Origin of the sequence: Polaribacter ponticola, assembly GCF_026191475.2 — a bacterium.
Taxonomy (GTDB): Bacteria; Bacteroidota; Bacteroidia; order Flavobacteriales; family Flavobacteriaceae; genus Polaribacter; species Polaribacter ponticola.
This window is the reverse complement of sequence record NZ_JAOSLC020000003.1, coordinates 864,118-890,654: the sequence shown is the minus strand read 5'-3', so window position 1 is coordinate 890,654 and position 26,537 is coordinate 864,118. Positions and strand designations below refer to the sequence as shown.

Genomic DNA, 26,537 nt, shown 5'->3' with positions numbered 1-26,537 from the left:
GAAGAGAACTTTATTTGTCTTTTGCTATGACTAAGGTGGCTTTGGCGCCAGTTGCAAGATTCCATTCGTTAGAAGAAATTAACTTACCATTGGCACTATACACTTTAAAGGCAGCAGTATTTGGGCCAGATGTCCCTTGATTTAATGCTTTTATTGAAATTGTATTTAGACCAATTTCTAACGGAATATTAAATTTTTGAAAACTACTTCTTAAAGTAATATTATGTACAACAGGTATATTGTTTATGAAAATTGTTACTCGATCTCCATCTGGATATTGATAATCTCTACAAATAATATTTACACTTTTAGAACCAGTTCTGAAACTGCCTAAATCTTGATCTATTTTAGGGTAAATATATTGACCGTTAATTTTTTTAAAAGATTTTAAAAAACGTTCTTCACTTATTTTTGCTTTTGTAAGTATGCCTTTGTTTTTTAAATCATCTTCCTTTTTTTGTTTTTTTAACTTTTCTTTCTCTTTGTCAAAAGCATTCTTAAAACCTTCTTTGCCGTCTAATTCTAAAGATTTTGGTTTTACAACTTCTTTAGAATTGTTTAAAATAATGCCTTTTATTTTACCTTTTTCTTTGCTACTTTTATTGTTGTCTAATTGGGCAAAAAAGTTTGTAGAAAGACATGTACAGCTAAAAACAATTAAAAATTTAAAAAAAGGTTTCATTTATTATAAGATTTATAACAATTATTAAACAAATATAATGCCGATTTTATCCAAGGCTCTACACAAATTGTTAAAACTTAACTTTTAATAGGAAAATTAAAATATGTTTTTGGAAAAGGTTCGTTTTTTAATGTAAAATGCCACCATTCGTTATCATAAGGTTTAAAACCATTAGCAAGCATAATAGTTCGTAATTGCATTCTGTTTTCTTTTTGACTTTTCTCGACATTTTGATAAAAAGGATGGGACTCAATTCCGAAAAAATCATAAGGACTTCCCATATCTAACTCTTTACCTGTTTTTAAATTTACAATTGTTAAATCTACTGTGCTGCCTCTTGTATGACCAGATTTAGAAGCGATATAACCTCTTTTAAATAATTCTGATTTTGGTACTTTGGGGTAATATTCACTTTTCATTAAAGTGTCATTTAAAACTTTAGCCCATTTTACAAAATGATTTACTGCTTGCTGTGGTCTGTAAGCATCAAAAACCTTAAGGCTTAATCCCTTTTTAGCTAAAACAGTTTGTATTTTGTGTAAAGCATCTGCAGTTTCTTTGGTAACTATAACACAATTGTTATAATAACCATTAATTGGTTTTCCTATAAAATTGTTATCACCCAAATAACGTAACTCAGTTTTAATACTATTATCAATTTCAGATAAATAGACGAAACCATTAGGTAAATTCTGACTAAAAACAGAAAAATTAATTATACATGTAAAAAAGAAAAAAAGGTTTTTCATCTCTCAAAAATACAGAAAATGATTTTATCAATTTTACTTGTATTTTTTATTATGGTAATAGAGTTAAAATTCACCTACTTTAATTGCATTTACTGATTTGTTTATAAACTTGATATCTATATTTTTTATCACTGATAATAAGAGTTTAGATAAGTAATTTAGAAAATTAAAAAGTAAGCGTCGTTTTGTGAAAAACGACGACTTACCAAGTAAACTAATAAAACCAAGTATTAGTACTAATATTAGAAGTTAGCTTTCTAATAAATTTTTATTCTTTTGCAGCTTTATGATCAAAACTTAAAACTCTTTTTAGTTTCCAAGTTTTGTTTTTTAAAACCCAAAGGTGTGTAAATTGTGCTGTTCCTGTTTTTCTTATTTTGTTATTTTCTTTGATAAAGAAATCGTGTTTGCCATTTTGTATAGCTCCATAAACGTTACCATTACTTTTTAGCTGATGCACTTCTAAACTACTTTCTATAAGTTTTCTTGTAAAAACCCCTGGTTTAGAGCAAAGATTTATTTTAATTGCATTAATAAATTCTTCTCTGTTTTGCACTCCAGAAATATCGTGGTAAAACTCAATATCTTTTGCAATAATCGATTCTAATTTCTGAACCTCGCACTTGTTAAAAGCTCTTTCAAAAACAATACTATCTTTAGATTTAAGTGTTTTATATAAATCTGAATTTTTATCAACCTGTCCAAAACCCATTAAACTATAAAAGAAAAGTACAATTGCAATGCAAATTTTAATTAAGTACGATTCTTTAAAAGGTGTTAAAAGTGAATTCATGGTTCGTTTTTTTAAATTGCTTGTTAACTTATTTAGCAGAAATATCTCCGCCAGAAGACTCTTTTTTATCAACGTTTTTAGGGTTTCCTCTATAATCTATATCGCCACCACTTGTTGCTCTTGCGTTTATACTTTCTGAAGCATATACATTAATATCTGCGCCACTTGTTACTTTTGCGGTTACGTTTTTACTGTGTAATTGGTAAGCATCTATAGAAGCACCACTTGTTGCTTTAGATATATGATGTATACTAGAACCAGAAATCTCAATATCAGAACCACTTGTAGCACTTGTTTCTACATAATTAGCATTAACAGACATATTAATATCTGCACCGCTAGTAGCACTAATTTTTACATCATTTACTTTTATAGTTTCTTTTGTATACACATCAGAACCACTGGTTGCAGATATTGCTTCTAAAGTTTCTATAGTTACATATACTTTTCTAGCCTTTGCTCTCCAAATATTTTTTTCAGCATAAATTTTTAAAACACCTTCTTTTACTTCTGTAATAATAATGTCTTGTAAATTCTCATCTGCTTCTACAGAAATTTTATTTTTAGAACCTTGTGTTAGGTACAAATCTAAACCTGTACTAACTTTAATTTTTGTAAAATCTTCTTTAGTATTTCTGTTTTCTGTAACTACATTTCTGTTTCCGCTAATTTTATTAAACATATCTACAGCACAAGAGCTAAATAATGTTACTACAAATAGTAGTGTTATAATTTTTGTGATTGGTGTTTTCATAATGACTTATTTTATTTACGATTCAAATGTCTTATACAAGACGTTTAAAAAGAAATTTTGGTTCCCGAATTGTTGTTTTATTTGGCTGAGTTGTATTTTAAATTATTTCTTCTTCAAGTTCTTTAGACTTTTTAATTACTTTTTTAGAAGGCGTAACTTTCGTTTCTACTTCAACATCTTCTTCAATTTCATTATCACAATTGGTACATGTAAGTGTTTGGTCTGTCATTTTAAAATAATGATTTGCCATGTCTTTATCATAAATGTCAGTTTCATTTTTAACATCGTCTAAAAAAGTTTTAGTAGAATTATCAAAATAAACTGTTACATTTTCTTTAACATAGAAAGTGATTTTTATCTCTTCGTCTTTCCAAATATTTTTAAAGTCTGATAAATAAAAAGCATCTAGCATTATTGTATTACCTTCAATTTCGTATTCATAGCTAATCTTTTTAGCATTAGAATTTGCGCTACTTTTGTTTTTACCTTTAGATTCTTTTTGAATAATTACATAGTTGTTACTAGAATTACTCTTTTTTACATCAACTTTAACGTAATTAGAATAGGTCATTTTTTTACCATTAATTTCAACTTCTTCTCTTCGGTAACTTCTTCTTAAGTTATGACGGTAATAAATATCATCATCATTTACCATTTTTATATTAAGCGTATCGTTTTTAGCGATATTTAAAATATTTTTTTCTGTTGATTGACCATAAGTTGAGTGCGATGTTCCAAAATCTAAGCCTGTAAAAATCATTGCTAATAAAGCAACTATCCAGATACCTAATAATGTTAAAGATGTTGGTTTGCTTAGTTTTTTAACATTGCTAGATAAGATTCGTAAACCTAAAATAAATAGGATTAAGAACGGAATACCTATCAGCAAAAAGGCAGATAATGTAAGTAACCATTTTGGTATTATAGAATCTATAAAAAATGGTGGATAATGTAAAAACTCTCCATCAACATTTAACCATTCTAAACTTCCTACAGAAAACCCTCCAATAATTAGAGATAAAATAACAGCAGCAGAAACAAAGATGATAATGATACCAATAAACTTACCAATTACTTTAAAAATTGCAAGAATAATTTTACCAAGCGTATCAACAAAATCGCTTACTCCGTTATTTTTTTGTCTTTGCTGAAAAAGTTTTGCTCATTTTGTCTGAAAACTCACTTGCACCTTCTTTAATTTTATCTGATGCTTGATTTGCAAAAACCGATACATTTTCTGAAACATTGTTAAACTCTTCTCGTATCTTTTTCTCTATATTATCAATATTTACAGGTTCGCCTTCCATTTGCAGTTTTTCTGCAGTTGTTTTAGCTTCTGGCAATAAAATCCAAAGAATAATATATAGTAAAACACCAAAGCCTCCAAAAATGAATAAAGCAAGTAATGCTAAACGAACCCAAATAGTATCTAAATCAAAATAATGTGCAATTCCGGATGCTACACCTCCTAAAAATTTATCATCACCATCTCTAAATAATTTTTTTCCAGACGCACTATTTCTTTTATATGAATAACTAGCATCATTATATTCTTGCTCAGCCTCAGCATAATCTTCTGGTTGGCCCATAATAACAATAATATCGTCTATATCGCTTTCGTTAACAACCTGTCTTGCATCTGTTATTTTTTCAGATAAAAGCTCACTAATTCTAGCTTCTATATCTGCTATAATTTCATTTTTTCCTTGAGGATCATCACTTAGCGATTTAGAAATCGATTCGAGATATCTTCGTAATTTCTGATAGGCAACTTCATCTATATGGAAGAAAAATCCGCCTAAATTTATGTTGATAGTCTTATTCATTTGTAGTCGATTTTTTACTAGTTACTTGGTGTACTGCATTTACTAAATTGTTCCATGTTTTATCTAATTCTTTTAAAAACATGCCTCCGTTTTCTGTTAAAACGTAATATTTTCTTGGTGGTCCTGAGGTTGATTCTTCCCATCTGTAAGTTAATAAACCTGCATTTTTTAAACGAGTTAGTAACGGATAAATGGTTCCTTCAACCACAATCATTTCTGCACTTTTTAGCGTTTTAAGTATTTCAGAAGTATAAGCATCTCCATTTTTTAAGATAGATAAAATGCAAAATTCTAAAACACCTTTTCGCATTTGCGCTTTTGTGTTTTCAATCTTCATATTTGTGGTTTAAATTTTTATTTTATAAATTTTATTGTAAATGGATATTTGTAATTTTCTCCATCTCTTGCTTTTTTTGAGGCAATAATTACTAATGCAATTCCTATTAAATAAATAATACCTGTAATAGATCCATAACCTATAAATCCAAACATATTAGTAAAGTCTAAATCGAAATTAATATGGTTGTTGTTAAAGAAATTGTTATGGTTTCTAAAAAAAGAACCAAAAGCAAAAGGAATAAATGTTATGGTTAAGAGAAAAACATAAAGTGTATAACTAATATTAAAATTTACAGCTTCTTTACCTTGTTCATCTAAAAAAGTACTTCTTTCTTTTAATGTTTGCCACGCAATTAATGGTGTAATTATATGACCAAAAGGAAATATAAAACCAGCAAAAGCAGATATATGAATTAAAAAAGCATTTGTGTTTTCGTTATTTGTTTTCATGTTTTCTAAAATAATTATAATACTATCCTATGCAAATATATGTTTTAAATAAGGTATTATGCAATACATAGTACTATAATTAACATTTCTTTAACATTTGTAAATGAGGTTTCATATGTGTTTAAAAGCTTATAAGTCTTGTTGTTGTTAGGTTTTATAGAAAAACACTATCTTGTGGTCAAATTTATTTTTAATTCAATTAAAAATAAATAATTAACTTTTTTTAAAAAATATAAATGAAATTTACACCTGTTAAAGTCAATTTTTTTAATTTAATTAAACTTCCATTAGCCTTTTTTGGAGGCGTAAGAGTAAGGTCTATTACAGATAATGAGGTAGTTGTAACTATAAAGCATAGATGGATGAATCAAAACCCATTTAAAAGTATGTTTTGGGCAGCTCAAGGTATGGCAGCAGAAATGCCAACTGGTATTTTGGTAATGAAAGCAATTGACGATTCTAAAAGAAAAGTTTCTATGTTAGTAACACATCAAGAAGCGCAATTTTTTAAAAAAGCAACGGGTAGAATTACTTTTACCTGTACTGGTGGCGAAGAAATAAGAGATGCAATACAAAGATCTATAAAAACAGGAGAAGGGCAGCTAATTGTATTAACTTCAGAAGGTAAAAATAAAGATGGAGTAAAGGTCTCTAATTTTCAATTTCATTGGAGTATTAGAGTAAAAAACTAAAGTTGGTTATTCTTTTTTATATAATGTTGGTCTTTTTTCATTGTAATCGCAATCTTGAAAAATACCACAAGATACATTTGTGCGTGCTAAAGATTTTGTAACTTCAAATCGCTTTGATAAAGCTTCTATTTCTGGAGATAAATATTTCATAATTATAATCTTATATCAAAAGTAAATAACATTTTATAACACAGTACTAAGTAAAAGTTAAATAATTGTTAGAAATCATTTTCAATTCCAATTTTTTAGTAACTTTAAAACTAAGATATTTTTTATTGTAACATTTTAATAAATTCATCATCTAATAATTATAAGCCTTAAAAAGAAATTATGTATCAAGATAGAATACCACAAAGGTCATCAAATAGAAATGCTCACGAAATAGATTATAAGATTTTTGGAGAAGAAATGCAATTTGTAGAAATTGAGTTAGATCCTCAAGAAGGTGTTGTTGCAGAAGCAGGAACTTTTATGATGATGGATGACAATATTAAAATGAATACCATTTTAGGTGATGGATCTAATCAAGATAAAGGTTTATTGGGAAAAATATTTTCTGCAGGTAAAAGAATTCTTACTGGAGAAAGTTTGTTTATGACTGTTTTTACAAATGATGGAGTTGGTAAAAAACAAATCTCATTTGCTTCACCTTATCCAGGTAAAATTATACCTATAGATTTAACAGAATTTGGTGGTAAATTTATTTGCCAAAAAGATGCTTTTTTATGTGCAGCAAAAGGAGTTTCTATAGGAATCGAGTTTTCTAAAAAATTAGGTAGAGGTTTATTTGGTGGCGAAGGTTTTATCATGCAAAAAATGGAAGGTGATGGTTTAGGTTTTATCCATGCTGGTGGTACAATGGCTAAAAAAGTATTAGAACCTGCAGAGGTCTTAAAGGTAGATACAGGTTGTATTGTTGGTTTTACACAAGATGTTAATTATGATATTGAGTTTGTTGGCGGAATAAGAAACACAGTTTTTGGTGGTGAAGGAATGTTTTTTGCTACTTTAAAGGGACCTGGAACAGTTTATATACAATCTTTGCCATTTAGTAGATTAGCAGGTAGAGTTTTAGCGATGGCGCCTAGAACAGGAAACGGAACAAAAGGAGAAGGTAGTATTTTAGGTGGAATAGGTGATTTATTGGATGGAGATAATCGATTTTAGTTGAACTAGTATTTAATAAAAAAATCCCAAGCCTTTTTAACGGTTTGGGATTTTTTTGAATGAAATATTTTATTAGTTATTTTTAACGATTTCTCCTTTTAATGGAGAGTAATTGTTTTTCAAAGTTCCATTCACAATAATGTCTTTAAAAAAAGCTTTAATTCCAACACCTTTAATCATATCTGCTCTATTTTGAATATGAAAATGTAGGTGAGGTTCTGATGAATTTCCAGAGTTGCCAGATAAACCTAATAATTGATTTTTTATAACAGATTCACCCACTTTAACGCTAATACTATTTTGTTTAAAATGAGATAGAAATAAAAAATCTTTATTTTCAGCTTGTAAAATAATAGTATTTCCCGGAATAAAAATAGGGTTTAAAACTCCTGGATCATTATCTGGTATACCGTCTACAACCATAATTACTTTAGCATTTACAGGAGCTATAATTTCTTTTCCAAAAGCATAATAGTCAGGATTTGTTTTTCCTTCTGTTTTAAATGTTTTTCCATTAGTATCTGTTATAACAAAATCAAACGCATTTTTTTGTGCAATATTTTTAAAGTTAATATTGTTACTTGTAATACCAACACCAGAAGCTAGAGTCCATTCTCCTTTAAAAGGTAGTCTAAGATTAGACTTTTTTTCAATACAGAAGTATTTGTTTTAACTGTTATGCTATTTACAGTTTCGGAGATTGTATTAGGTTTAGGTAAATTAACTGTTGAAATTGTATCTTTAATTTCAAGGAAACTTTTTTCCTCTTTTTTGGTTGATGATTTATTTGCCAAATCAGAAAATTTTAAACCAGAAATATTGAAGCTTCTGTCAACTTCCAATCTAAGAAGAGAGCTGTCTTTCTCAAAGTAAGTTTTAAAACTTGCCCATCCAAATTGGTATTTATGAAATTTTGTTTCTAAAATATCACCTTTTTCTTCTTGTATTGATTTTAATAAAGGAGAGAGTTTTTCTAAGGGCATTACTTTTTTAAAACTTGTAGAAAAAGTATCGAAAATGCTACTGTACTCGAATTCATTAAATTGATCTTTAAAAAGATCAACCATGTCTTCAATTGTTTCTTTTTTTGTTTGCGAAAAAGAATTTATGGAACTGAAAAAAAATAGGAATAGAATTATGTTTCTCATAAATTATATTTTTTATCAATAAATGGTTTTGTTTCTAAAAAGTAAAGCTATTAATTTTCCATAGAATGATATACGTTTTGTACATCATCATCTTCTTCAAGTTTTTCTAAAAGTTTTTCTACATCAGCCTTTTGATTTTCAGTTAAAGTAGATGTTGTTGTTGTTGGAATTCTTTCAAAACCAGAAGATAAAATTTCTACATTGTTTTCTTCAAAGAAAGATTGTATAGCTCCAAATTGTTCAAAAGGAGCGTAAATGATAACTCCTTCTTCATCATCAAATACTTCTTCTACTTCAAAATCTATTAATTCTAACTCTAGCTCTTCCATGTCTATAGAAATGTCTTCTTTTTTTACAGTAAAGTTACATGTATGGTCAAACATAAAGACTACAGAGCCAGAAGTTCCTAAATTTCCGTCACATTTATTAAAAACAGCCCTTACATTTGCTACAGTTCTATTGTTATTATCTGTAGCAGTCTCTACAACTACAGCAATTCCATGAGGTGCATAACCTTCAAAAAGAGTTTCCTTATAATTTGCAGTGTCTTTATCGGTTGCTTTTTTTATAGCTCTTTCTACATTATCCTTAGGCATGTTAGCAGCTTTAGCATTTTGCATAACTGCTCTTAATCTCGAATTAGTATCAGGATTTGGCCCACCTTCTTTAACAGCCATAACAATATCTTTACCAATTCTGGTAAAAGTTTTTGCCATTGCCGACCAACGTTTCATCTTTCTTGCTTTCCTGAACTCAAATGCTCTACCCATTTCTAAATGATTGTTTAATTTATAATACTTACAAATGTAAATATTAGTATGCTCTTTTACAATTATAAATAAATAATTTAAAAAGCAAAAATACCTAATACTAGGTATTTTATAATTTAATATATAATACTAACTTTAAAAATTACATTGTATAAGGTAAATGGTTCCCCAACCTTAAAGTGTTTTTGAGTATTTTATACTCAGAAGCACTTTTATTTTAAAAGATTGTAAGACTGTTTTGCAATTTCAATCTCTTCATTTGTAGGTACAATCAAAACTTTTACTTTTGATGCTTTCGATTGAATTTCTCTTATTTCTTTAGAACGAGTCTTGTTCTTCTGTTCATCAATTTCTATTTCTAAAAAGTTTAGGTTATCACAAGTTAATTTTCTCATTAAAGAGGAGTTTTCTCCAATGCCAGCAGTAAAAATAATAGCGTCTAAACCGTTTAATATTGTGGCATAAGCGCCAATATATTTTTTAATTCTATACGCTGCTATATGTAAAGCATTACTACATTTTTTATCTCCTTTTTCTGCAGCATCTTCTATTTCACGTAAATCGGAAAAACCTGTTAAACCAAGCATTCCAGATTCTTTTTGCAATAAATTGTTAACTTCTTCTATAGATTTATTTAATTTTTTCATCAAAAAGAAAATAACAGATTGGTCTATATCACCAGAACGAGTTCCCATGATTAAGCCATTCATTGGACCAAAACCTAGAGAGTTTTCGATGCTTTTACCATTTTTTATAGCAGAAATGCTACAGCCGTTGCCTAAATGAATTGTAATTATGTTTTTAGACTTTTCGCCTAAATATTCTACAGCTTTTTCAGAAACATATTTATGACTTGTTCCATGAAAGCCATACGATCTAATTTTATGTTCTTCTAAATATGAATTTGGAATAGCATATTGGTATGCTTCTTTTGGCATAGTTTGATGAAAGGCAGTATCAAAAATTGCAATTTGTTTTGCTGATGTAAAAATTGTTTCTGCAATTTCTATACCAGTTAAATTTGCAGGATTATGAAGTGGAGCTAAATCAAATAATTCTCGAATACTATCTTTAACTTCTTTATCTACAATTGTTGTTTTACTAAATTTACTACCTCCATGAACGACTCTATGGCCAACAGCTTCAATTTCATCTACAGAATTTATAACTCCAATTTTTGAATCTAATAAAGTTTTTGCAATCTTTTGTAAACCAATTTCATGATTTAAAATTGGTAAAACTTCTAAATATTCTTGTGTGTCATTTTCGTGTGTAAAAATAGCATCATCAAAACCAATTCTTTCCACTAAACCAACACATTTTACAATTTGTGCAGGCATTTCTATTACTTGGTATTTTAAGGAAGATGAACCTGCATTTAAAACTAAAATATTCATATTTATTTTTGATTTGCTTGAATAGCTGTTAATAAAACAGTGTTAAAAATATCATCTACAGTACAACCTCTGCTTAAATCGTTTACAGGTTTGTTTAATCCTTGTAGCATTGGCCCAATTGCTAATGCACCAGTTTCTCTTTGTATTGCTTTGTATGTATTGTTTCCTGTATTTAAATCAGGAAAGATTAAAACTGATGCCTGACCTGCAACTTTAGAATTGGGCATTTTAGTTTTAGCAACAGAAATGTCTACAGCTGCATCGTATTGTATAGGTCCTTCAATTAATAATTCCGGATTTATTTTTTTAGCTATTTCGGTAGCTTTTCTAACTTTTTCTACTTCCTCTCCTTTACCAGAGCTGCCAGAAGAATAAGATAACATAGCTACTTTTGCTTTAATTCCAAATGCTTCTGCAGATTGCGCAGAAGAAATTGCAATTTCTGCTAGTTGTTCTGCATTCGGGTTTGGGTTAACTGCACAATCTCCCATAACAGAAACTCTATCTGATAAACACATGAAAAATACAGAAGAAACCACAGAAACTCCAGGTTTTGTTTTAATAATTTGCAATGCAGGCTTTATAGTATGCATGGTAGTATGTACTGCTCCAGAAACCATACCATCTGCTAAACCAGTTAAAATCATTAAAGTACCAAAATATGAAACATCTCTAGTTAAATCTTTGGCAGTTGTTTCTGTTAAACCTTTGTGTTTACGGGCTTCGTATAATGTTTTAGAAAAACTATTATTATGAATAGAATCTTCTGGGTTTAGAATATTTATTTTATCTAAATCTATTTGTAATCCTAATTGATCTGCTTTTTGTTGAATCTCATTTCTTTCACCTAATAAAGTTAAATCAACAATATTTAATAACTGTAATCTAGCAGCTGCTTTTATTATTCTGTCATCATTTCCTTCTGGTAAAACAATGTGTTTTCTGTTAACTCTAGCTTTTTGCAATAAATTGTACTGAAACATACTAGGTGTCAATTTATCCGAACTAAATTTTGATAATATTGTGTTAAGTCTTTTTACATTAATATAAGTATCAAAAGTATTTAAAGCTAATAGTATTTTTTTGTTGTTAGTAGCATAAATTTTGGGTTTTACAGCGCCAATTTTATTGGAAATACTAAAAGTTCCACCTTCAACAGAAATAATAGGAACTGTAGATTGTACTCCTTCAATTAATTTTATAATAGCATCTTCTGGAGTTAAACCACCGGTTAAAATAATACCTGCAATTTTAGGGTAATTACTAGAAGCGTTTGCTTGTAATGCTCCTAATATAATATCTGCTCTATCTCCAGGTGTTATAACTAATGCATTGTCTTTAATTCTAGTTAAATAATTGCGAAGTTGCATTGCTCCAGTGCTATAGCTGCCTATAGAGTTGTCTAAAAATTGCTCGCCAAAAAGTATTTTTCCGTTTAAAGTTTCTGCAACTTCTTTTATAGTTGGGTATGCTAGAAAATCTATTTTCGGTACTACATCTATATGTACTTCAGAAGGAATTGCTTTTTTTAACTCCTTTTCTATAAAATCAATTTCATCTAATTCAATTTTATTTGCAATTACACCAATAACATCAACTTCTTTCTGAATAAAAGAAGTGTAGGAGAGTTGCATAGTATTAATAAAATCTTTTTTCTTTTTATCGTTTCCAGCTCCTATAATAAGTACAGGTATGCCAAGATTTTTAGCAACCATAAGATTTACATCTAATTCTGTAAAACCTCCTTCTCCAGAAAAATCGGTTCCTTCAACTAAAACATAATCATATTTTTTTTCTAGTTGTTTATACTTTTTTATAATGTTATGTATAACTAAGTCGGTTTTTCCTTCACTTAATAATTCTACAACTTCACTTTGTTCAAAAGCATAGCAATCTTCATACTTTAGATCTAAGTTAAAAAAATTGATTGCTGTATTTGTATGATCATCGTAAAAATTATTTTTAGTTTTATTAATTATTGGTCTAAAATACCCAACTTTAGAAGATTGATTTAGCATCATTCTTAAAATACCTAAAGAAACTAAAGATTTACCGCTATTGGGTTCTATTGTGGTAATGTATATAGATTTGCTCATTTGCTTTTGTGAGAATTATGAATCAAAAATAAGGCATAAAAAAATGACTAATAGTGATATTAGTCATTTTTAAAATTAAGAAAATTTAATTTGTATGGCAACTTTTGTTATAAAAGTCAATTATTTTAGGAATATTTTTCATTTTCCAAGTTTTATTATTTATTTTCTCTATTAATAAAGGGCAATCTTTAAAGAGAATTCTACTTTTTTTCTAAAACCGTCTTCTATAAAAAGCCCGCTTGCATTAAATGTTGTAACAACATCTTTATCGTTTTTACAAACATAATATTCAGAATGATTAGAAGACATAGACATACCGCCGCCAAAATTAGAATTTCGGGTAAAATCTATTTTATATAAATACATTTTTCCAGATTTAACAAGTTGTAGTAAAACAGGAACAGTATGACCTTGTTTTATTTTAAAAGTATAAAATGCATTATGCGTTTTATAGTGTTGAGTAGCTTTTTTTATTTTTTTGTAATCTACAGTAATTTTTTTCCATCTTTATTTTTACGATATCTTATTTTGGAATTTCCAGCTGTAATATGTGAAATTACTTTTATAGAATCACCATTTCTAAAGTAAAGAGTAGCGTTTTGTTGAGAATAAAGATTAACAACAATAAATAAAGTTAAAATAGATAAAACACTTTTCATTTAGTTATACTTGTAAAATTCCCATGTTAAATTGTTTTTCTATAGGTGCATGGTTTGCAGCTTCTATTCCCATAGAAACCCAAGTTCTTGTCTCTAAAGGATTGATAATTGCATCGGTCCAAATTCTAGCAGCTGCATAATAAGGAGATACTTGGTTATCGTATTTAGATTTTATCTTGTCAAATAATTCTGCTTCTTTTTCTGGAGTAATTTCTTCACCTCGTTTTTTAAGAGAAGCAGTTTCTATTTGTAATAAGACTTTAGCTGCAGAATTTCCACTCATAACTGCTAACTCAGCACTTGGCCACGCAACTATTAATCTCGGATCGAAAGCTTTACCACACATAGCATAATTTCCTGCACCGTAAGAATTACCAATTACAATAGTAAATTTAGGAACAACAGAATTACTTAAGGCATTTACCATTTTTGCACCATCTTTAATAATACCTCCATGTTCAGATTTACTACCAACCATAAATCCTGTAACATCTTGTAAAAAGACCAAAGGGATTTTTTTCTGATTACAATTAGCAATAAAACGTGTTGCTTTATCTGCAGAATCGTTATAGATAACACCACCAAATTGCATTTCTGTTGGTTTTGTTTTTGCTCCGGTAGTTTTCACTAATTTTCTCTGATTAGCAACAATACCAACTGCCCAACCATCAATTCTAGCATAACCGGTTAAAATGGTTTTACCGTAACCTTCTTTATATTGTTCAAATTCAGATTTATCTACCAAACGTTTTATGATTTCTAACATATCATATTGTGCGTTTCTTTCTTTTGGTAGAATCCCAAAAATATCATCTTGATTCTCTTTTGGAGGAAAGGATTCAGTTTTACTAAAACCAGCTTTGTCATAATCCCCAATTTTATCTACAATAAATTTTATTTTATCTAAAGCATCTTTATCGTCTTTTGCTTTGTAATCTGTAACACCAGAGATTTCACAATGTGTAGTTGCGCCTCCAAGAGTTTCATTGTCTATAGATTCTCCAATTGCTGCTTTTACTAAATAACTTCCAGCAAGAAAAATACTTGCAGTTTTATCAACAATTAAAGCTTCATCACTCATAATAGGTAAATAAGCACCACCAGCTACACAGCTACCCATAACAGCTGATATTTGTGTAATTCCCATACTACTCATTACAGCGTTATTTCTAAAAATACGCCCAAAATGTTCTTTGTCTGGGAAAATTTCATCTTGCATTGGTAAATAAACACCAGCTGAATCTACTAAATAGATTATAGGTAACTTATTTTCTATAGATATTTCTTGAGCACGTAAGTTCTTTTTTCCTGTAATAGGAAACCAAGCACCAGCTTTTACGGTTGCATCATTAGCAACAACAATACACTGTTTTCCTTTAATGTATCCTATTTTTACAACAACACCACCGGAAGGGCATCCGTCATGATCTTTGTACATGTCTTCACCAGCAAAAGCACCAATTTCTATAGATTTGGAGTCGTTATCTAATAAATAATCCACCCTTTCTCTTGCAGTCATTTTGCCTTTTTCATGATGTTTGTCTATTCTTTTTTGACCACCACCTAATTTTACTTTGGCAAAACGCCTTTTTAAATCTGAAGCTAAAAGCTTATTGTAATCTTCGTTTTTATTGAAGTTGATATCCATAAAAAATGATTGTATTTTTTTGTGCTAAAATAATGTATTTTAAGTATAAGACTTTATTATACTTTCAACGGTACTAGCTATATTATTATATTTATTTTCTTTTTCTAATCTAGTTGGTTTTGCTACTCTTTCGCTGCAGTTTTTTACAGCGCATGTTTCGCAAGTTACACCTACTGTTTTTTTTGTAAATGTATTCTCATTAAAGAAATGAAGTTTCTTTTTTAGGTGAGGAGAAAGTAGCATTCCGAGACTAACACTTCTGCTAATATCTTTTTTAAATGGATCTGAAGTGGCTGAGGATAGTACTAAATATTCATTTTTCTGATTTACATAAGATGAAATTTGCACATCAAAAGTAGGTTTTAAACTTTTCGAATTTTCTAATTGTTGAATTGTTTTTATAGAGATCCATCTTCTGCAGTAGTGTTCGTTTTTTCTATTTGCATGTGGAGCTTGTTGTTGTGTAATATGTAGTTCTTTATTTAACCTAAATTCTGGTGAGTCTTTTTTGTGTGTAAAGCGTAAGAAAAATAAATTTTTTATATTAAAATATTTTGGTAAAATATTTGTTAAACGCTGGTAGAAAGTTTCGTGAGAACAATTAAAGTGATTAATAATATTAAGTAAATCTAATGGTTTCCAATCTTCTTGTTCGAAGAATTTTGTTAGACTGTTAGTTAAGCTTTTTCTTGGTATTATTAAAGATCCAGCAAAATAAGAAGCAATAAAATTATTTAAAACCTGGTCAAAACTTTCAAATTTTATCCAAGGAAAAGTGTATAATCTATCTTTTATTTCCAGGAAATGGTATGCTATTTCTTTAGCGTAAATAAAAGTTTTCTGTGCTTCAGTAATTTCTTTATCTATTAATAATATTTTCTTTTCTGGAATAAAAATATTTCTTAAGCCGTCTAAATCATCATGTTTTTCTAGTTCATCTGTGTTTATTGTGTAGCCAAACTCTTCAATTAAAATTTCTTCTAAATCATTAGATGATATTTTTTTTGATAAATCTAAATGATAAGATTTAGCGAATTTTTCTACACTATTTTCGATGTCTTCAAAATAATTATTGTGTGCTTCTTGGTAAGAACGTAAAGAGGCTAAAAAGAAACTTTCTCTTGTTAAGTTGTAATTTTGAGAAATTTTTATAATTGTACTTATAAACGCATTCACTTTTGCAGGTGCATTTGCAACAATATCAATTAAGTTATTTTCTTTAATTCCAAAAAGTTCTAACGGAATTTCTTTTAATATTTTAGATTGTAATATATCGCCAATTGGTGCTAAGTTTTTATCTAGTTTTAAAGACACCATATGATCATAAGGTATCTCTAAACTTTCTGCAAGTAATAATATTTTATCAGTTTTAGGATATTTTTTTCCTTTTTCAATTTCGTTTAAATATGACTTAGATAAGCCAGATAATTTAGCTAAACCAAATAGAGAAAGGTTCTTTTCTGTTCTTATTTGCTTGAGTTTTAGGCCAAAAATTAAACGGATGTATTCGTCTTCTATCATCATATATTCAAAGATAAGTATAAATAGCGAATGAATAAAAATAAAGTTTTTTTAAAATTTAGCGAACGTTCGCTTGTGGAGTTCAAGATTAATTTATATCATTGCAGAGTAGAAATTAAATAATTCTAATTATGGAAGAAAATATTATAGCTAAACAAATTGATTTTAAAGGTTTTAAGGTTGATGGTTTTCAGGAAATTTTAACAAATGATGCACAATTGTTTTTATTGGAATTACATGATAAATTTAATGCAGGAAGATTGTCTTTGCTTTCTGAAAGGGAAGTTGAGCAAGCGTATTTTGATGCTGGGAATTTTCCTTCTTTTCCTGCGGAAACAAAAAGCATACGTGAATCTAATTGGGTTTGTGCTCCGTTGCCAGAAGATTTATTGGATAGAAGAGTAGAGATTACTGGGCCAGTGGATAGAAAAATGGTTATTAATGCTTTAAATTCTGGTGCTAAGACTTTTATGGCAGATTTTGAGGATAGTAATTCTCCAAGTATCTATAATAATTTAGAGGGTCAAATAAATTTAAGGGATGCAAATAATAAAACAATATCGTTTTATAATGAGAAAAAAGATAAATCATATCAATTAAATAATGAGACAGCAACTTTGTTGGTTCGTCCTAGAGGTTTGCATTTAAATGAAAAGCATTTTACTGTAGAAGGAGAGCAAATGTCTGGTTCATTAGTAGATTTCGGATTGTACTTTTTTCATAATATTAAAACATTACAAGAAAAAGGGTCTGCTACTTATTTTTACTTACCAAAATTAGAGCACTATTTAGAAGCACGTTTTTGGAATGATGTTTTTGTATTTGCGCAAGAGTATTTAAATATTGCTCAAAATACAATTAAAGCAACTGTTTTGGTAGAAACTATTACTGCTAGTTTTCAGTTAGATGAAATTATTTATGAGCTAAGAAATCATATGGCTGGTTTAAACTGTGGTCGTTGGGATTACATTTTTTCTTACATCAAAAAATTTAGAAATCATACTGGTTTTATGGTGCCAAACAGAGATCAAGTAACTATGAGTTCTCCGTTTATGAGATCGTATTCATTGTTAGTAATAAAGAAATGTCATAAAAGAAATGTACATGCAATGGGAGGAATGGCTGCTCAGATTCCAATTAAAAATGATGATGTTGCAAATGAAGCAGCATTTGCAAAAGTATATGCAGATAAAGAGCAAGAAGTTAAAAATGGGCACGATGGTACTTGGGTTGCGCATCCTGGTTTAGTAGAGGTAGCAATGAATGTTTTTAATGAAAATATGATTACAAAAAATCAAATTCATATTAAAAGAAATGATGTAGAAGTTTCTGAGTCTGATTTGGTAGAAATGCCAAAGGGTCATATTTCTGAGTCGGGTATAAGAAAGAATATTAATGTTGGAATTTTATATATAGAAAGCTGGTTAAGAGGTAATGGTGCTGCGGCATTGTATAATTTAATGGAAGATGCTGCAACTGCAGAAATTTCTAGAACACAAGTTTGGTTATGGTTGCATAATAGTGTTCAAATTCAAGATGGTAGAAATTTTAATCACGCTATGTATCAATTATTAAAACGAGAAGAATTAGAGAAAATTAAACTATTAGTAGGAGAAGATGGTTTTAGGGAAGGGAAATTTGAATTAGCAATTCAGCTCTTTGATGAGTTGGTTTTGTCTAAAGAGTATAAAGAGTTTTTAACATTATCGGCTTACGATTATATTTAAAAAAAGCCTCGCAACTACGGCAATAGTTTACGAGACAGTATTATCAAAATCTAGAAAATCTTAATAAAAAAACAAAATTATGAATAATTTATCACAAAACAAGTATAGTTCAGCGTTAGAAACAGTAAGAAGTTTAAAGGCAAAATATGGTAATTCTTGGAATGCAATAAATTCTGAAAGCGCTGCAAGAATGGCAAGTCAAAATCGATTTAAAACGGGTTTAGATATTGCTAAATATACTGCGGCTATTATGAGAAAAGACATGGCAGAATATGATGCAGATTCATCTAACTATACACAATCTTTAGGTTGCTGGCATGGGTTTGTTGCTCAGCAGAAAATGATTGCTGTAAAGAAACATCATAAAACAACAAATAAAAGTTACTTGTATTTATCGGGTTGGATGGTTGCGGCATTACGTTCGGAATTTGGACCATTACCAGATCAATCTATGCACGAAAAAACAGCAGTACCAAGTTTAATTGCTGAGATTTATGACTTTTTACGTCAGGCAGATGCAATTGAATTAAATGATTTATTCCGAAGAAAAGAAAGCGGAGAAGATGTGCAAGATCAAATAGATAATTTTGAAACGCATATTGTTCCAATTATTGCAGATATCGATGCTGGTTTTGGTAACGAAGAAGCAACTTATTTGTTAACTAAAAAGATGATTGAAGCTGGTGCTTGTGCTATTCAGATAGAAAATCAGGTTTCAGATGCAAAACAATGTGGTCATCAAGATGGAAAAGTTACTGTGCCGCATGAAGATTTTGTTGCAAAATTAAATGCTATTAGATATGCGTTTTTAGAATTAGGTGTAGATGATGGAGTAATTGTTGCTAGAACGGATTCTGAAGGTGCGGGTTTAACTCAAAAATTACCAGTTAGTCAAGAGCTAGGAGATTTAGCGTCGCAATATTTAGCGTTTGTAGAGGCAGAAGAAATTGCAATTGATCAAGCAAGAGAAGACGATGTTTTATTAAAAAGAGATGGTAAATTAGTTCGTCCGGTTAGATTACTAAACGGTTTGTATAAGTTTAAAGAAGGTACTAATATCGATAGAGTTGTATTAGATTGTGTTACAAGTTTACAAAATGGTGCAGATTTGTTATGGATTGAAACACCTACGCCAAATGTAAAGCAAATAGCACACATGGTAAATAGAGTAAGAGAGGTTGTGCCAAATGCAAAATTAGTTTATAACAATTCTCCTTCTTTTAACTGGACATTAAATTTCCGTAATCAGGCGTATGATGAAATGCTAGAAGCAGGAATTGATGTTGTTGGTTATGATAGAAATAATTTAATGGATGCAAAATATGATGGATCTAGTTTGTGTAAACGAGCAGATGAAAAAATTAAAACTTTTCAAATGGATGGAGCTAGAGAAGCGGGTATTTTTCATCATCTAATTACTTTGCCAACATATCATACAACTGCTTTGCATATGAATGATTTAACAGAAGGTTATTTTGGGGAAGAAGGAATGTTAGCATATGTAAAAGGAGTGCAGAGACAAGAGATTAGAAAAGGGGTTTCTTGTGTTAAGCATCAAAGAATGGCAGGTTCAGATTTGGGGGATGATCATAAATCTTTCTTTGCGGGAGATAAAGCGTTAAAAGCTGGTGGAGAAAATAATACTTCTAATCAGTTTTCTTCTGAGTCATCATCTAAAGAGGAAAAAGAAAAAATGAGTAGTGTTGCTTAGTTGTTTTTAAGCATTAGACTTTAATAGTCTTAAATTAATACTAAAAGCTATAAATTATGAAAACAAATGAAAAAATTCAAAAACTAATAACAGATTGGATGACAAATCCAAGATGGAAAGGAGTAAAGAGACCATATACAGCTGAAGAAGTTGTGAAATTTCAAGATTTAAATGTAATTGAGAAAAGAAAATCAATTAACAGTTTAGTTAAATTTTATAATCAAAATTATACAGAAAAATTTAGTGCTTTTACAGATTATAAATCAGTAGAATTATTGATTGAGTCGGGTTGTCATCGAATTATTGTTAAAGATGATACTAATTCTAAAAAAGAGATTATCAATAATTTAATAGACGCTAGGTTTACTGCCGATGTTAATGATAATTCATCAATAATTATCGCAAAAATTTATGCTAATACTAAATTTAGTATTAGAGATAAGGTTTCTAACAATTTTTTAAATGGAAGTAATGATTTAAAGAAAAAATTAAAAGAAGTTTAAGGATTGCTCCTTATGCAGATGTTATCTGTTTGGAATCATCAGTTTTAGATTTAGAGAAAGCAAGAACTTTTGCTAAAGAGTTTAAATCTAAATGCCCAGAAAAGAATTTAGCATTCAGTTGTCCGTTATTAGTTGGAGGTTCTTTTGATGTTGATAAGGTAAAAGATAGACTTGTAGGTATGGGGTATAAGTTTTTATTAAATAATACAGCAGATAGAATTGAATTTAATTCTGATGAAATTTATTCTAATGCGGTTTAAAGTAAACTTTGTTGGTAAAAACTTTTAGTTGTTTAGTTTTTACTTTATTTAGTAGTTATGCCTCTTTGATTTTTTATCGAAGAGGTTTTTTTGTACTAAGTTTAATTGCTTTTATGTTAAATAATTTTATTTCATTTGTTTTTTTTTGTAACAAAAGGTTGTTTTTATCTACATATATTTAAGGTATTGGTTTATTTATTTAAAAAAAATAACGAAATTGCTTGTCTAAAAATTGTTCAACTCTAAAAAACTATAAAAAATATGTCTAATGATTTTGATTTGCTAGAAACTAATTCTAATGAGAAAACTGAAAAAGTTGATGTAAACTGGGGGAAAGCTATAGATACAATGAAATCTAAATTAGCACAAGAAGATGATCCACAATCGCGTCAAAAAATATTGAATGCTACTCTTGATGATGTTGTTCATATGGCAGAAAAAGATAGAACAACTTTGTTAGATGCTATTAAAGATTTAACAGATTACCAAGATGAAGTTGGTATTATGTTCGAGAAATTCTCTGCATTAAATGCTACAGAACAAAAAGTAATTGATGATGCGCAAAAAGGATTAGAAAGAGCTAGAATCGAATTAGAAGACGCAGAGAATAAAGCAGATACTTGGTGGAATAATCTTTGGGGAAGAAAAAGTAAGATAAAGAAAGAGCAAGAAGAGTTTAAAGAAGCAGAAAAATTACGTTCTGGAGCAGATAATAAAGCTAAGGCAATGTTTCAGCAGCGTATAGAGAGTGCAGATATCGAATCTTTATTGGGAGAGCTTTCATATAAGTCTCAAGCTGCAGTTACGCGTTTAAAAAATAGAGAAGTAGAAATTAAAGAAGTAGAAGAGAAGTTAAAAACTGCTATTGTAGAGGCTTCGAAAAATCATACAAAAGCCTTAGAGAAAAAGAAAGAAGTAGAAGATAAATTAGAAGAGCAATATGTATTATTAAAACAATCTCGTCAGGAATTAGATGAAATTGCTGATAAACAATCTACTGAATATTCGGAAGCAATAGGTAAGGTAACAATTATTGAGCAAAAAGTAGAAGAGTTAGAAGGGCTTAAAAACGCATACACAACTCTTGCTGCCTCTAAAGATAGTTTTGTTCATAAACATAATTTAACCATTAAAGTATTAACTTCTTTACGTTCTAATTTGCAAACGCATAGAGCAAAATTAAAGTCGGATACAGAAGAAAGGTTAAAATACTACGATGGCTATGTAGTTGCTTTAAAAGCAAGAACAGATCAAGAATTTGCTGCAATTTTAGAGCATTTAGGTGTTAAAACAGATGAGCATATTGGAGAAACTTTAGCGTCTATGCATTCTGCAAGTGCAAGAGCTCGACAAGAAATGATGGATAATATTCCTGTTCATGAAAAAGTAATGAAAGGTGTGTATAGTTCTTATGCAGAAGCTTTGCATGAAATTAGAGAAAAAGACACAGATATTCAAAAGAACTTTGCGAATAGATATGGTATTGACATGAAAGAAATTTTTGAAGATTACTATAAAGCAGATGCAAATGCTCCTAAAGAAACTTCAACTCCTGCAGAAAAACCAAAAGTTGATACTTCTAACGACGATATGTTAAGTTAGTTTCTTTGTTTGTAAAATTAACGAAACATGTTGTTTTTAGAGTGAATTATAATTTTGGAGTTGTCCTGATAAAAAATTGGGGTAAATCTTTTTTCAGAAAACGAAAAAAGGAAGCTATTTCAAATAGATAACATTCTTGAATTCAATAATAATATAAATGCGTGAATAATCTTTAACGTTATCTTACTTATTATATTTTAGAGTGTTAATTATGTTGTGGTGTTTTGCTACAATGCTAATTGTAAATGTAATTAATAAATATTATTTATATTTGTAAAAAATAAATATAAAATGGCAACATTCACATCTTCTTTACCAGATAGTCTTTTAGAGAAATTATCAGTATTGGCAAAAGAACTTAAGCTTCCTAAAAATAGGTTAATAGAAAATGCTTTAGAGTTGTATTTAGAGCAAATAGAAAAAGCGAGTTATATAAAGTCTTATAAACAAGCTGCAACAGATGAAGATATTTTAATGGTTGCAGAAGAAGGTATGCAAGATTATTTTAACGCAGTTAACGATGCAGATTCTAAATAATGAAGCAAGGAGAAATTTGGGAATTATATTTAAACCCAACTAAAGGTAGTGAGCAAAGTGGAAGAAGACCTGCTGTAATTATTAGCGGAGATATGTTAAACAAGTATTTACAAGTTGTAATTGTTTGTCCGTTAACAACGAGTATCAAAAACTATAAAGGAAATCTTATTATAAAACCTAATGAAAATAATGGTTTAATTAAAACATCAGAAGTATTAACTTTTCATGTTCGGTCAGTTTCTAAAACTAGATTTGATAAAAAATTAGGTAAAATTCCTCTAAAAGATGTAGAAATCATCAAAAAAACCTTGAACGATATTTTGAAGTATTAACTATGATAACAACTCCTTTAGATTCTGCTGTTTTAAATTCGAAAGAGCAATACACTTTTTATCATAAAATGGTAGATTTTGTACTGAAAGAACTTATTGTTAGCATTCAGCAGCAACAGCTTTGTACCTATCAAGAGTTAATTTTTTTAAACAGTATTCAGATTTAATATTGTATTCTATCGAAGCAATGCGTATAAAGTATATGTACGATGAAGAAGATAATATGAAAATTGATTTAACAGAATCTGGTTTTCCTAATTATTTAGAATTTAGGTATTTGTATAACGATTTAGAGCTTAGAAAAGAATATGCAGATAAATTAGTGGATACAGAAACGCTAAAAAAATCTTTTTTAGATACACTTTTACGTAAAAAACAACTCATTAAAAAAACGGATTTATTTAAAGCTTCTTCTGTAATCTATTATACATCAGTAGAGAGAAAGTTTATTTTTAATCGGTTTGTACAAGGTAAAATATTAGAAGCGCCTAAAGGATCTAATTATCAGTATTTAACAAGTTGGAGTTTTTTTGATGTAAGCCACAACAGACCTTTTGTGTGTTTTTTGTATTTTAATTATGAAGGAAAAAGTATAGAAAAAGACAAAGATAAAATTTATCAAGTTTTAAAAGAAAGTGCAGATAGAGAAATGGCATTAAACACAATGGCTTATACAATTGATAGGAAATTGCCAGAGATACAACCAAAGCATATAAAAAGAATTGATTTAGGACCTTTACATAATGTATTTGCTAAAGATGAAAACGAAATTACCCATGTAATTTTAAGTTCTATTGCTAAAAAAGAAATACCTATTGAGTCTTATGCTTTATCATTAAAAATTGATGAGGTATTTTCTGGAGATACTTTTACAGAAGGAGGTTTTTTCTCTAAACAAACAATGCAAAAATGGAGTGATGTTATTCCGAATAAATATGTTTTTGCACCGCATAGAATTATACAATTATTACACAATAGAACACCAGAGGTTTTACATAAACTAGCAAAAGAGCCAATTCAAATGGCAGATTTGAAAGTTAAGTAGTCCGTTTTTCAGTTGGCTGTAAGCGGTCAACAGTTTGCTGTCAAAAAATTAATTTAAAATAATATTGCTTAATAGAAATTGAAATAATAAGAAAAAGAAAATAGAGTTGAGTAAGAAAGTTAGATGATGACTGAAGACTGCCAACTGTAAAACTGCCAACTAAAATATGGAACACAATTCAACTTTTCCTATAAAACAAAACGAATTAGATATGCTTCGAGATGAAGCTACAGATTATATAAAATCGATTCGATGGGAGCAAGGTAATAAAGCAAAAAGTAGAGATAAAGATGCTAAAGACGATTCAATTTTATTGTATTTATCTAGGGCAAATAATGGTAGTGATGTAGAAATTACATCAGTTTCAAAAACAATTTTAGCGCTTAAAAAACGATTATTACCAGATTCAATTGCAATTCCTGTTCATTTAAATCAGACATTATTTGCAGTTCAAGAAGGCTTAACTTTAGGTATTTGGATTAAAGACTCTTATTATGATGCATCTGGTTTATCGTATTTAAACGAGCGTAAATCGGCATTAGATTCATCAGGAAAAAGAGAGTATGAAAGTAAATTACAAACTGCAGCAGCATTTCAATTATTTGCAACATCTTATAAAATTTTATATGATTTAAAACCTTTTGCAAGTGACGATTTATCTGTGATGAAGCAGAAGTTTGCAGGTATACCAGAAGTGTCATTTTTATCACCTTTAAAAGGAATTGCTTGTTCACTTTTTTATTATGATAAATATTTAGGACATCCAGAGATTGTAAAATCAGATAAAGATGTTGTCGATTTTACAGTTGTTTATTTTGAAGCTTTAATTGATGAAATTCAGTTACGTAAAAGCAGTTTAGAATACACAGAAACCATTGTAGATAGAACTTATAAACTAGAAAATTCAGACTTTGCGGTTTCTGGTTGGGAAAACGCATTTGCAGGAACAGCAAAAAGTATTGAGTTTAATAAAATTCAGTTTGAGCAAATTGTTGGTAATAAAGATGCGAAACATTTTGCACGTAGATTAACAGAAAGAATGTTGAGTTACGATTTTGAGGCTCAGAAAAATCCTTTTCAAGAATTAGGCGGATTTATGCCCGTTTTTATGGGTTACGGAATTCCAGGAACAGGAAAAAGTATGTTAATTGCTGCAATTGCAACTCGTTTAAAAGAACATTGTGACAACTTAGACATTCCGTTTTTATTTCACCCAATGCCAGATACTTTAATTTCTACTTTTCAAGGAGGAAGTGCAGAAAAAATGGTAGAATGGATGAAGCCAATGCAAGACCCAACAAAAATTATTTTTGCGCCAATTGACGATGCAGAAAATAATTTACAAGAAAGAACTGCACAAGGAGTTTCTGCAGGTGTTAAAGAAGTTATTGGTGTTTTCTTACGTTATACAGAAGGTGCGTATGCAGTTAATTATGGTAACTCTTCTGTAGGTTTGTTTACCAACTTACCAGAAATGTTAGATAAAGCCGTAATTTCTAGAATACAAGGACGATTTAAAATAGATGGAGCAAGAACTGAGCACGACTTTTTAGATCAAGATTATATTTGGTGGAAGAAATTTGAAAAAACAATTCCAGATTTTGTGAATATGCAAAATCCTAAAAACTATGATTTTCTAAAAGATCAAGGATTAACAAAAAGCATGGGAGAAATTTTAAATGCTGTAGAAAAACCATCCGAAGAAAGAGTTCTAGAAGCTTATGATAAAGCATCTAAAATGCATAATGCAAACGAACATTTGTTTTTTGCAAGTTTGTATAAAGAAATTCAAAAAATATTTCCATTCTTTTCATCAAGAGATGTTAGAAATATTCAGTCTGCAATTTCATTACGATTAACAGATTTTGATTTAGAATTAGATTGGTTTCAAAACCCTGAAGCATATTTTAAAAAGGATTATAAAACCAAATTTAATATGTTGCAAGAATTGATGAAAAGCAATATGAAAGGTTTAGATTTTTCTGAAATAAGAAGACAAGAAGTTGTACGATATTTAGATAATGTTGCTACCATTGCAGATACAGATTTTAAGAGAAAAGTAGATGATAGAGTAAATCAATTAAATATTGATTTACAAGCTAGAAAAAGTTTTGACAATGGAAATTAAA

29 protein-coding genes are annotated in these 26,537 nt (G+C 29.2%); 12 read left to right on the top strand and 17 right to left on the bottom strand.

Translation table 11 applies throughout. From position 1 onward, the window contains the following. Nucleotides 1-10: 10 nt before the first annotated feature. The 8 genes from N5A56_RS09025 to N5A56_RS08990 form a co-directional block, all read right to left on the bottom strand. Nucleotides 11-682 (bottom strand): hypothetical protein, encoded by a 672-nt coding sequence (locus N5A56_RS09025; RefSeq protein WP_274270355.1) that lies wholly within the window; start codon nucleotides 680-682, stop codon nucleotides 11-13. Nucleotides 683-759: 77 nt separating this feature from the next. After that, the gene (locus tag N5A56_RS09020; RefSeq protein ID WP_265725156.1) at nucleotides 760-1,431 is read right to left on the bottom strand and encodes a M15 family metallopeptidase; all 672 of its coding nucleotides are present in this window, start codon (nucleotides 1,429-1,431) and stop codon (nucleotides 760-762) included. A 268-nt stretch (nucleotides 1,432-1,699) separates the two neighbouring features. Next, the gene (locus N5A56_RS09015; RefSeq protein WP_265725155.1) at nucleotides 1,700-2,224 is read right to left on the bottom strand and encodes a nuclear transport factor 2 family protein; all 525 of its coding nucleotides are present in this window, start codon (nucleotides 2,222-2,224) and stop codon (nucleotides 1,700-1,702) included. Between the two features lie 28 nt (nucleotides 2,225-2,252). Next, the gene (locus tag N5A56_RS09010) at nucleotides 2,253-2,978 is read right to left on the bottom strand and encodes a head GIN domain-containing protein (RefSeq protein ID WP_265725154.1); all 726 of its coding nucleotides are present in this window, start codon (nucleotides 2,976-2,978) and stop codon (nucleotides 2,253-2,255) included. 97 nt (nucleotides 2,979-3,075) lie between these two features. Then, nucleotides 3,076-4,074: a hypothetical protein gene (locus N5A56_RS09005; protein ID WP_420793203.1), complete on the bottom strand. Its 999-nt coding sequence runs from the start codon at nucleotides 4,072-4,074 to the stop codon at nucleotides 3,076-3,078. Nucleotides 4,075-4,108: 34 nt separating this feature from the next. Further along, the gene (locus N5A56_RS09000; RefSeq protein WP_274270353.1) at nucleotides 4,109-4,804 is read right to left on the bottom strand and encodes a PspC domain-containing protein; all 696 of its coding nucleotides are present in this window, start codon (nucleotides 4,802-4,804) and stop codon (nucleotides 4,109-4,111) included. Beyond that, nucleotides 4,797-5,141 (bottom strand): PadR family transcriptional regulator, encoded by a 345-nt coding sequence (locus tag N5A56_RS08995; protein ID WP_265725152.1) that lies wholly within the window; start codon nucleotides 5,139-5,141, stop codon nucleotides 4,797-4,799. The genes N5A56_RS09000 and N5A56_RS08995 overlap by 8 nt, the downstream gene beginning before the upstream one ends. A 17-nt stretch (nucleotides 5,142-5,158) precedes the next feature. Then, a complete protein-coding gene (locus N5A56_RS08990; RefSeq protein ID WP_265725151.1) occupies nucleotides 5,159-5,593 on the bottom strand; it encodes a DUF4870 domain-containing protein in 435 nt (144 codons plus the stop codon). A 236-nt stretch (nucleotides 5,594-5,829) separates the two neighbouring features. Between N5A56_RS08990 and N5A56_RS08985 the strand changes: the two genes are divergently transcribed. Next, complete coding sequence (locus tag N5A56_RS08985; RefSeq protein ID WP_265725150.1) at nucleotides 5,830-6,285, top strand: DUF4442 domain-containing protein; 456 nt, start codon at nucleotides 5,830-5,832, stop codon at nucleotides 6,283-6,285. A 6-nt stretch (nucleotides 6,286-6,291) separates the two neighbouring features. Here the strand turns inward: N5A56_RS08985 and N5A56_RS08980 are convergent, their stop codons facing one another. Continuing rightward, complete coding sequence (locus N5A56_RS08980) at nucleotides 6,292-6,435, bottom strand: hypothetical protein (protein ID WP_265725149.1); 144 nt, start codon at nucleotides 6,433-6,435, stop codon at nucleotides 6,292-6,294. Nucleotides 6,436-6,615: 180 nt separating this feature from the next. Here N5A56_RS08980 and N5A56_RS08975 point away from each other — a divergent pair, with 180 nt between their 5' ends. Next, nucleotides 6,616-7,452, top strand: coding sequence for a TIGR00266 family protein (locus N5A56_RS08975; protein ID WP_265725148.1), 837 nt, complete (start codon nucleotides 6,616-6,618; stop codon nucleotides 7,450-7,452). A 72-nt stretch (nucleotides 7,453-7,524) separates the two neighbouring features. Here N5A56_RS08975 and N5A56_RS08970 read toward each other — a convergent pair whose 3' ends face one another. From N5A56_RS08970 to N5A56_RS08935, 8 genes are all read right to left on the bottom strand, one after another. After that, nucleotides 7,525-7,902 (bottom strand): M23 family metallopeptidase, encoded by a 378-nt coding sequence (locus N5A56_RS08970; RefSeq protein WP_265726119.1) that lies wholly within the window; start codon nucleotides 7,900-7,902, stop codon nucleotides 7,525-7,527. 152 nt (nucleotides 7,903-8,054) lie between these two features. Then, nucleotides 8,055-8,435 (bottom strand): hypothetical protein, encoded by a 381-nt coding sequence (locus N5A56_RS08965; protein ID WP_274270352.1) that lies wholly within the window; start codon nucleotides 8,433-8,435, stop codon nucleotides 8,055-8,057. 215 nt (nucleotides 8,436-8,650) lie between these two features. After that, the gene (locus N5A56_RS08960) at nucleotides 8,651-9,370 is read right to left on the bottom strand and encodes a YebC/PmpR family DNA-binding transcriptional regulator (protein WP_265725146.1); all 720 of its coding nucleotides are present in this window, start codon (nucleotides 9,368-9,370) and stop codon (nucleotides 8,651-8,653) included. A 212-nt stretch (nucleotides 9,371-9,582) separates the two neighbouring features. Further along, nucleotides 9,583-10,767, bottom strand: a complete 1,185-nt coding sequence (locus N5A56_RS08955; protein ID WP_265725145.1) for an acetate/propionate family kinase — start codon at nucleotides 10,765-10,767, stop codon at nucleotides 9,583-9,585. Nucleotides 10,768-10,769: 2 nt separating this feature from the next. Then, nucleotides 10,770-12,863 carry a phosphate acetyltransferase gene (pta, locus tag N5A56_RS08950; protein ID WP_274270351.1) on the bottom strand — a complete coding sequence of 698 codons (2,094 nt, stop codon included), beginning with the start codon at nucleotides 12,861-12,863 and terminating at the stop codon, nucleotides 10,770-10,772. A 171-nt stretch (nucleotides 12,864-13,034) separates the two neighbouring features. Then, the gene (locus N5A56_RS08945; protein WP_274270350.1) at nucleotides 13,035-13,229 is read right to left on the bottom strand and encodes a hypothetical protein; all 195 of its coding nucleotides are present in this window, start codon (nucleotides 13,227-13,229) and stop codon (nucleotides 13,035-13,037) included. A 297-nt stretch (nucleotides 13,230-13,526) separates the two neighbouring features. Then, complete coding sequence (locus N5A56_RS08940; protein ID WP_265725143.1) at nucleotides 13,527-15,170, bottom strand: acyl-CoA carboxylase subunit beta; 1,644 nt, start codon at nucleotides 15,168-15,170, stop codon at nucleotides 13,527-13,529. Nucleotides 15,171-15,209: 39 nt separating this feature from the next. Further along, nucleotides 15,210-16,694, bottom strand: a complete 1,485-nt coding sequence (locus N5A56_RS08935; RefSeq protein WP_265725142.1) for a helix-turn-helix domain-containing protein — start codon at nucleotides 16,692-16,694, stop codon at nucleotides 15,210-15,212. 128 nt (nucleotides 16,695-16,822) lie between these two features. Here N5A56_RS08935 and aceB point away from each other — a divergent pair, with 128 nt between their 5' ends. The 10 genes from aceB to N5A56_RS08885 all read left to right on the top strand — a co-directional run bounded on the left by aceB (nucleotide 16,823) and on the right by N5A56_RS08885 (nucleotide 26,536). Continuing rightward, complete coding sequence (gene aceB, locus N5A56_RS08930) at nucleotides 16,823-18,418, top strand: malate synthase A (RefSeq protein WP_265725141.1); 1,596 nt, start codon at nucleotides 16,823-16,825, stop codon at nucleotides 18,416-18,418. 79 nt (nucleotides 18,419-18,497) lie between these two features. Next, a complete protein-coding gene (locus N5A56_RS08925) occupies nucleotides 18,498-20,129 on the top strand; it encodes an isocitrate lyase (protein WP_265725140.1) in 1,632 nt (543 codons plus the stop codon). Between the two features lie 56 nt (nucleotides 20,130-20,185). Further along, nucleotides 20,186-20,632, top strand: a complete 447-nt coding sequence (locus N5A56_RS08920) for a hypothetical protein (protein WP_274270349.1) — start codon at nucleotides 20,186-20,188, stop codon at nucleotides 20,630-20,632. A gap of 29 nt (nucleotides 20,633-20,661) precedes the next feature. Next, entirely contained in the window at nucleotides 20,662-20,892 is a 231-nt protein-coding gene (locus N5A56_RS08915) for a hypothetical protein (RefSeq protein WP_265725138.1), read from the top strand. Between the two features lie 261 nt (nucleotides 20,893-21,153). Beyond that, nucleotides 21,154-22,494 carry a coiled-coil domain-containing protein gene (locus N5A56_RS08910; protein WP_265725137.1) on the top strand — a complete coding sequence of 447 codons (1,341 nt, stop codon included), beginning with the start codon at nucleotides 21,154-21,156 and terminating at the stop codon, nucleotides 22,492-22,494. Nucleotides 22,495-22,785: 291 nt separating this feature from the next. Continuing rightward, nucleotides 22,786-23,031 carry a ribbon-helix-helix domain-containing protein gene (locus N5A56_RS08905; RefSeq protein ID WP_265725136.1) on the top strand — a complete coding sequence of 82 codons (246 nt, stop codon included), beginning with the start codon at nucleotides 22,786-22,788 and terminating at the stop codon, nucleotides 23,029-23,031. Next, nucleotides 23,031-23,363, top strand: coding sequence for a type II toxin-antitoxin system PemK/MazF family toxin (locus N5A56_RS08900; RefSeq protein WP_265725135.1), 333 nt, complete (start codon nucleotides 23,031-23,033; stop codon nucleotides 23,361-23,363). The genes N5A56_RS08905 and N5A56_RS08900 overlap by 1 nt, the downstream gene beginning before the upstream one ends. 2 nt (nucleotides 23,364-23,365) lie before the next feature. After that, on the top strand, nucleotides 23,366-23,530 hold the full coding sequence (locus N5A56_RS08895; protein WP_274270348.1) for a hypothetical protein: 165 nt from the start codon (nucleotides 23,366-23,368) through the stop codon (nucleotides 23,528-23,530). 20 nt (nucleotides 23,531-23,550) lie between these two features. Beyond that, nucleotides 23,551-24,408 (top strand): hypothetical protein, encoded by an 858-nt coding sequence (locus N5A56_RS08890; protein ID WP_274270347.1) that lies wholly within the window; start codon nucleotides 23,551-23,553, stop codon nucleotides 24,406-24,408. A 166-nt stretch (nucleotides 24,409-24,574) separates the two neighbouring features. Next, the gene (locus N5A56_RS08885) at nucleotides 24,575-26,536 is read left to right on the top strand and encodes an AAA family ATPase (protein ID WP_265725133.1); all 1,962 of its coding nucleotides are present in this window, start codon (nucleotides 24,575-24,577) and stop codon (nucleotides 26,534-26,536) included. The last annotated feature ends 1 nt before the right edge of the window (nucleotide 26,537 follow it).

Excerpts from the sequence above, each read along its gene's own strand:
- N5A56_RS09025 (WP_274270355.1), bottom strand. The coding sequence starts at position 682 with ATGAAACCTTTTTTTAAATTTTTAATTGTTTTTAGCTGTACATGTCTT.
- N5A56_RS09020 (WP_265725156.1), bottom strand. The coding sequence starts at position 1,431 with ATGAAAAACCTTTTTTTCTTTTTTACATGTATAATTAATTTTTCTGTT.
- N5A56_RS09015 (WP_265725155.1), bottom strand. The coding sequence starts at position 2,224 with ATGAATTCACTTTTAACACCTTTTAAAGAATCGTACTTAATTAAAATT.
- N5A56_RS09010 (WP_265725154.1), bottom strand. The coding sequence starts at position 2,978 with ATGAAAACACCAATCACAAAAATTATAACACTACTATTTGTAGTAACA.
- N5A56_RS09000 (WP_274270353.1), bottom strand. The coding sequence starts at position 4,804 with ATGAATAAGACTATCAACATAAATTTAGGCGGATTTTTCTTCCATATA.
- N5A56_RS08995 (WP_265725152.1), bottom strand. The coding sequence starts at position 5,141 with ATGAAGATTGAAAACACAAAAGCGCAAATGCGAAAAGGTGTTTTAGAA.
- N5A56_RS08990 (WP_265725151.1), bottom strand. The coding sequence starts at position 5,593 with ATGAAAACAAATAACGAAAACACAAATGCTTTTTTAATTCATATATCT.
- N5A56_RS08985 (WP_265725150.1), top strand. The coding sequence starts at position 5,830 with ATGAAATTTACACCTGTTAAAGTCAATTTTTTTAATTTAATTAAACTT.
- N5A56_RS08980 (WP_265725149.1), bottom strand. The coding sequence starts at position 6,435 with ATGAAATATTTATCTCCAGAAATAGAAGCTTTATCAAAGCGATTTGAA.
- N5A56_RS08975 (WP_265725148.1), top strand. The coding sequence starts at position 6,616 with ATGTATCAAGATAGAATACCACAAAGGTCATCAAATAGAAATGCTCAC.
- N5A56_RS08965 (WP_274270352.1), bottom strand. The coding sequence starts at position 8,435 with ATGCCCTTAGAAAAACTCTCTCCTTTATTAAAATCAATACAAGAAGAA.
- N5A56_RS08960 (WP_265725146.1), bottom strand. The coding sequence starts at position 9,370 with ATGGGTAGAGCATTTGAGTTCAGGAAAGCAAGAAAGATGAAACGTTGG.
- N5A56_RS08955 (WP_265725145.1), bottom strand. The coding sequence starts at position 10,767 with ATGAATATTTTAGTTTTAAATGCAGGTTCATCTTCCTTAAAATACCAA.
- pta (WP_274270351.1), bottom strand. The coding sequence starts at position 12,863 with ATGAGCAAATCTATATACATTACCACAATAGAACCCAATAGCGGTAAA.
- N5A56_RS08945 (WP_274270350.1), bottom strand. The coding sequence starts at position 13,229 with ATGTATTTATATAAAATAGATTTTACCCGAAATTCTAATTTTGGCGGC.
- N5A56_RS08940 (WP_265725143.1), bottom strand. The coding sequence starts at position 15,170 with ATGGATATCAACTTCAATAAAAACGAAGATTACAATAAGCTTTTAGCT.
- N5A56_RS08935 (WP_265725142.1), bottom strand. The coding sequence starts at position 16,694 with ATGATGATAGAAGACGAATACATCCGTTTAATTTTTGGCCTAAAACTC.
- aceB (WP_265725141.1), top strand. The coding sequence starts at position 16,823 with ATGGAAGAAAATATTATAGCTAAACAAATTGATTTTAAAGGTTTTAAG.
- N5A56_RS08925 (WP_265725140.1), top strand. The coding sequence starts at position 18,498 with ATGAATAATTTATCACAAAACAAGTATAGTTCAGCGTTAGAAACAGTA.
- N5A56_RS08920 (WP_274270349.1), top strand. The coding sequence starts at position 20,186 with ATGAAAACAAATGAAAAAATTCAAAAACTAATAACAGATTGGATGACA.
- N5A56_RS08910 (WP_265725137.1), top strand. The coding sequence starts at position 21,154 with ATGTCTAATGATTTTGATTTGCTAGAAACTAATTCTAATGAGAAAACT.
- N5A56_RS08905 (WP_265725136.1), top strand. The coding sequence starts at position 22,786 with ATGGCAACATTCACATCTTCTTTACCAGATAGTCTTTTAGAGAAATTA.
- N5A56_RS08900 (WP_265725135.1), top strand. The coding sequence starts at position 23,031 with ATGAAGCAAGGAGAAATTTGGGAATTATATTTAAACCCAACTAAAGGT.
- N5A56_RS08895 (WP_274270348.1), top strand. The coding sequence starts at position 23,366 with ATGATAACAACTCCTTTAGATTCTGCTGTTTTAAATTCGAAAGAGCAA.
- N5A56_RS08890 (WP_274270347.1), top strand. The coding sequence starts at position 23,551 with ATGCGTATAAAGTATATGTACGATGAAGAAGATAATATGAAAATTGAT.
- N5A56_RS08885 (WP_265725133.1), top strand. The coding sequence starts at position 24,575 with ATGGAACACAATTCAACTTTTCCTATAAAACAAAACGAATTAGATATG.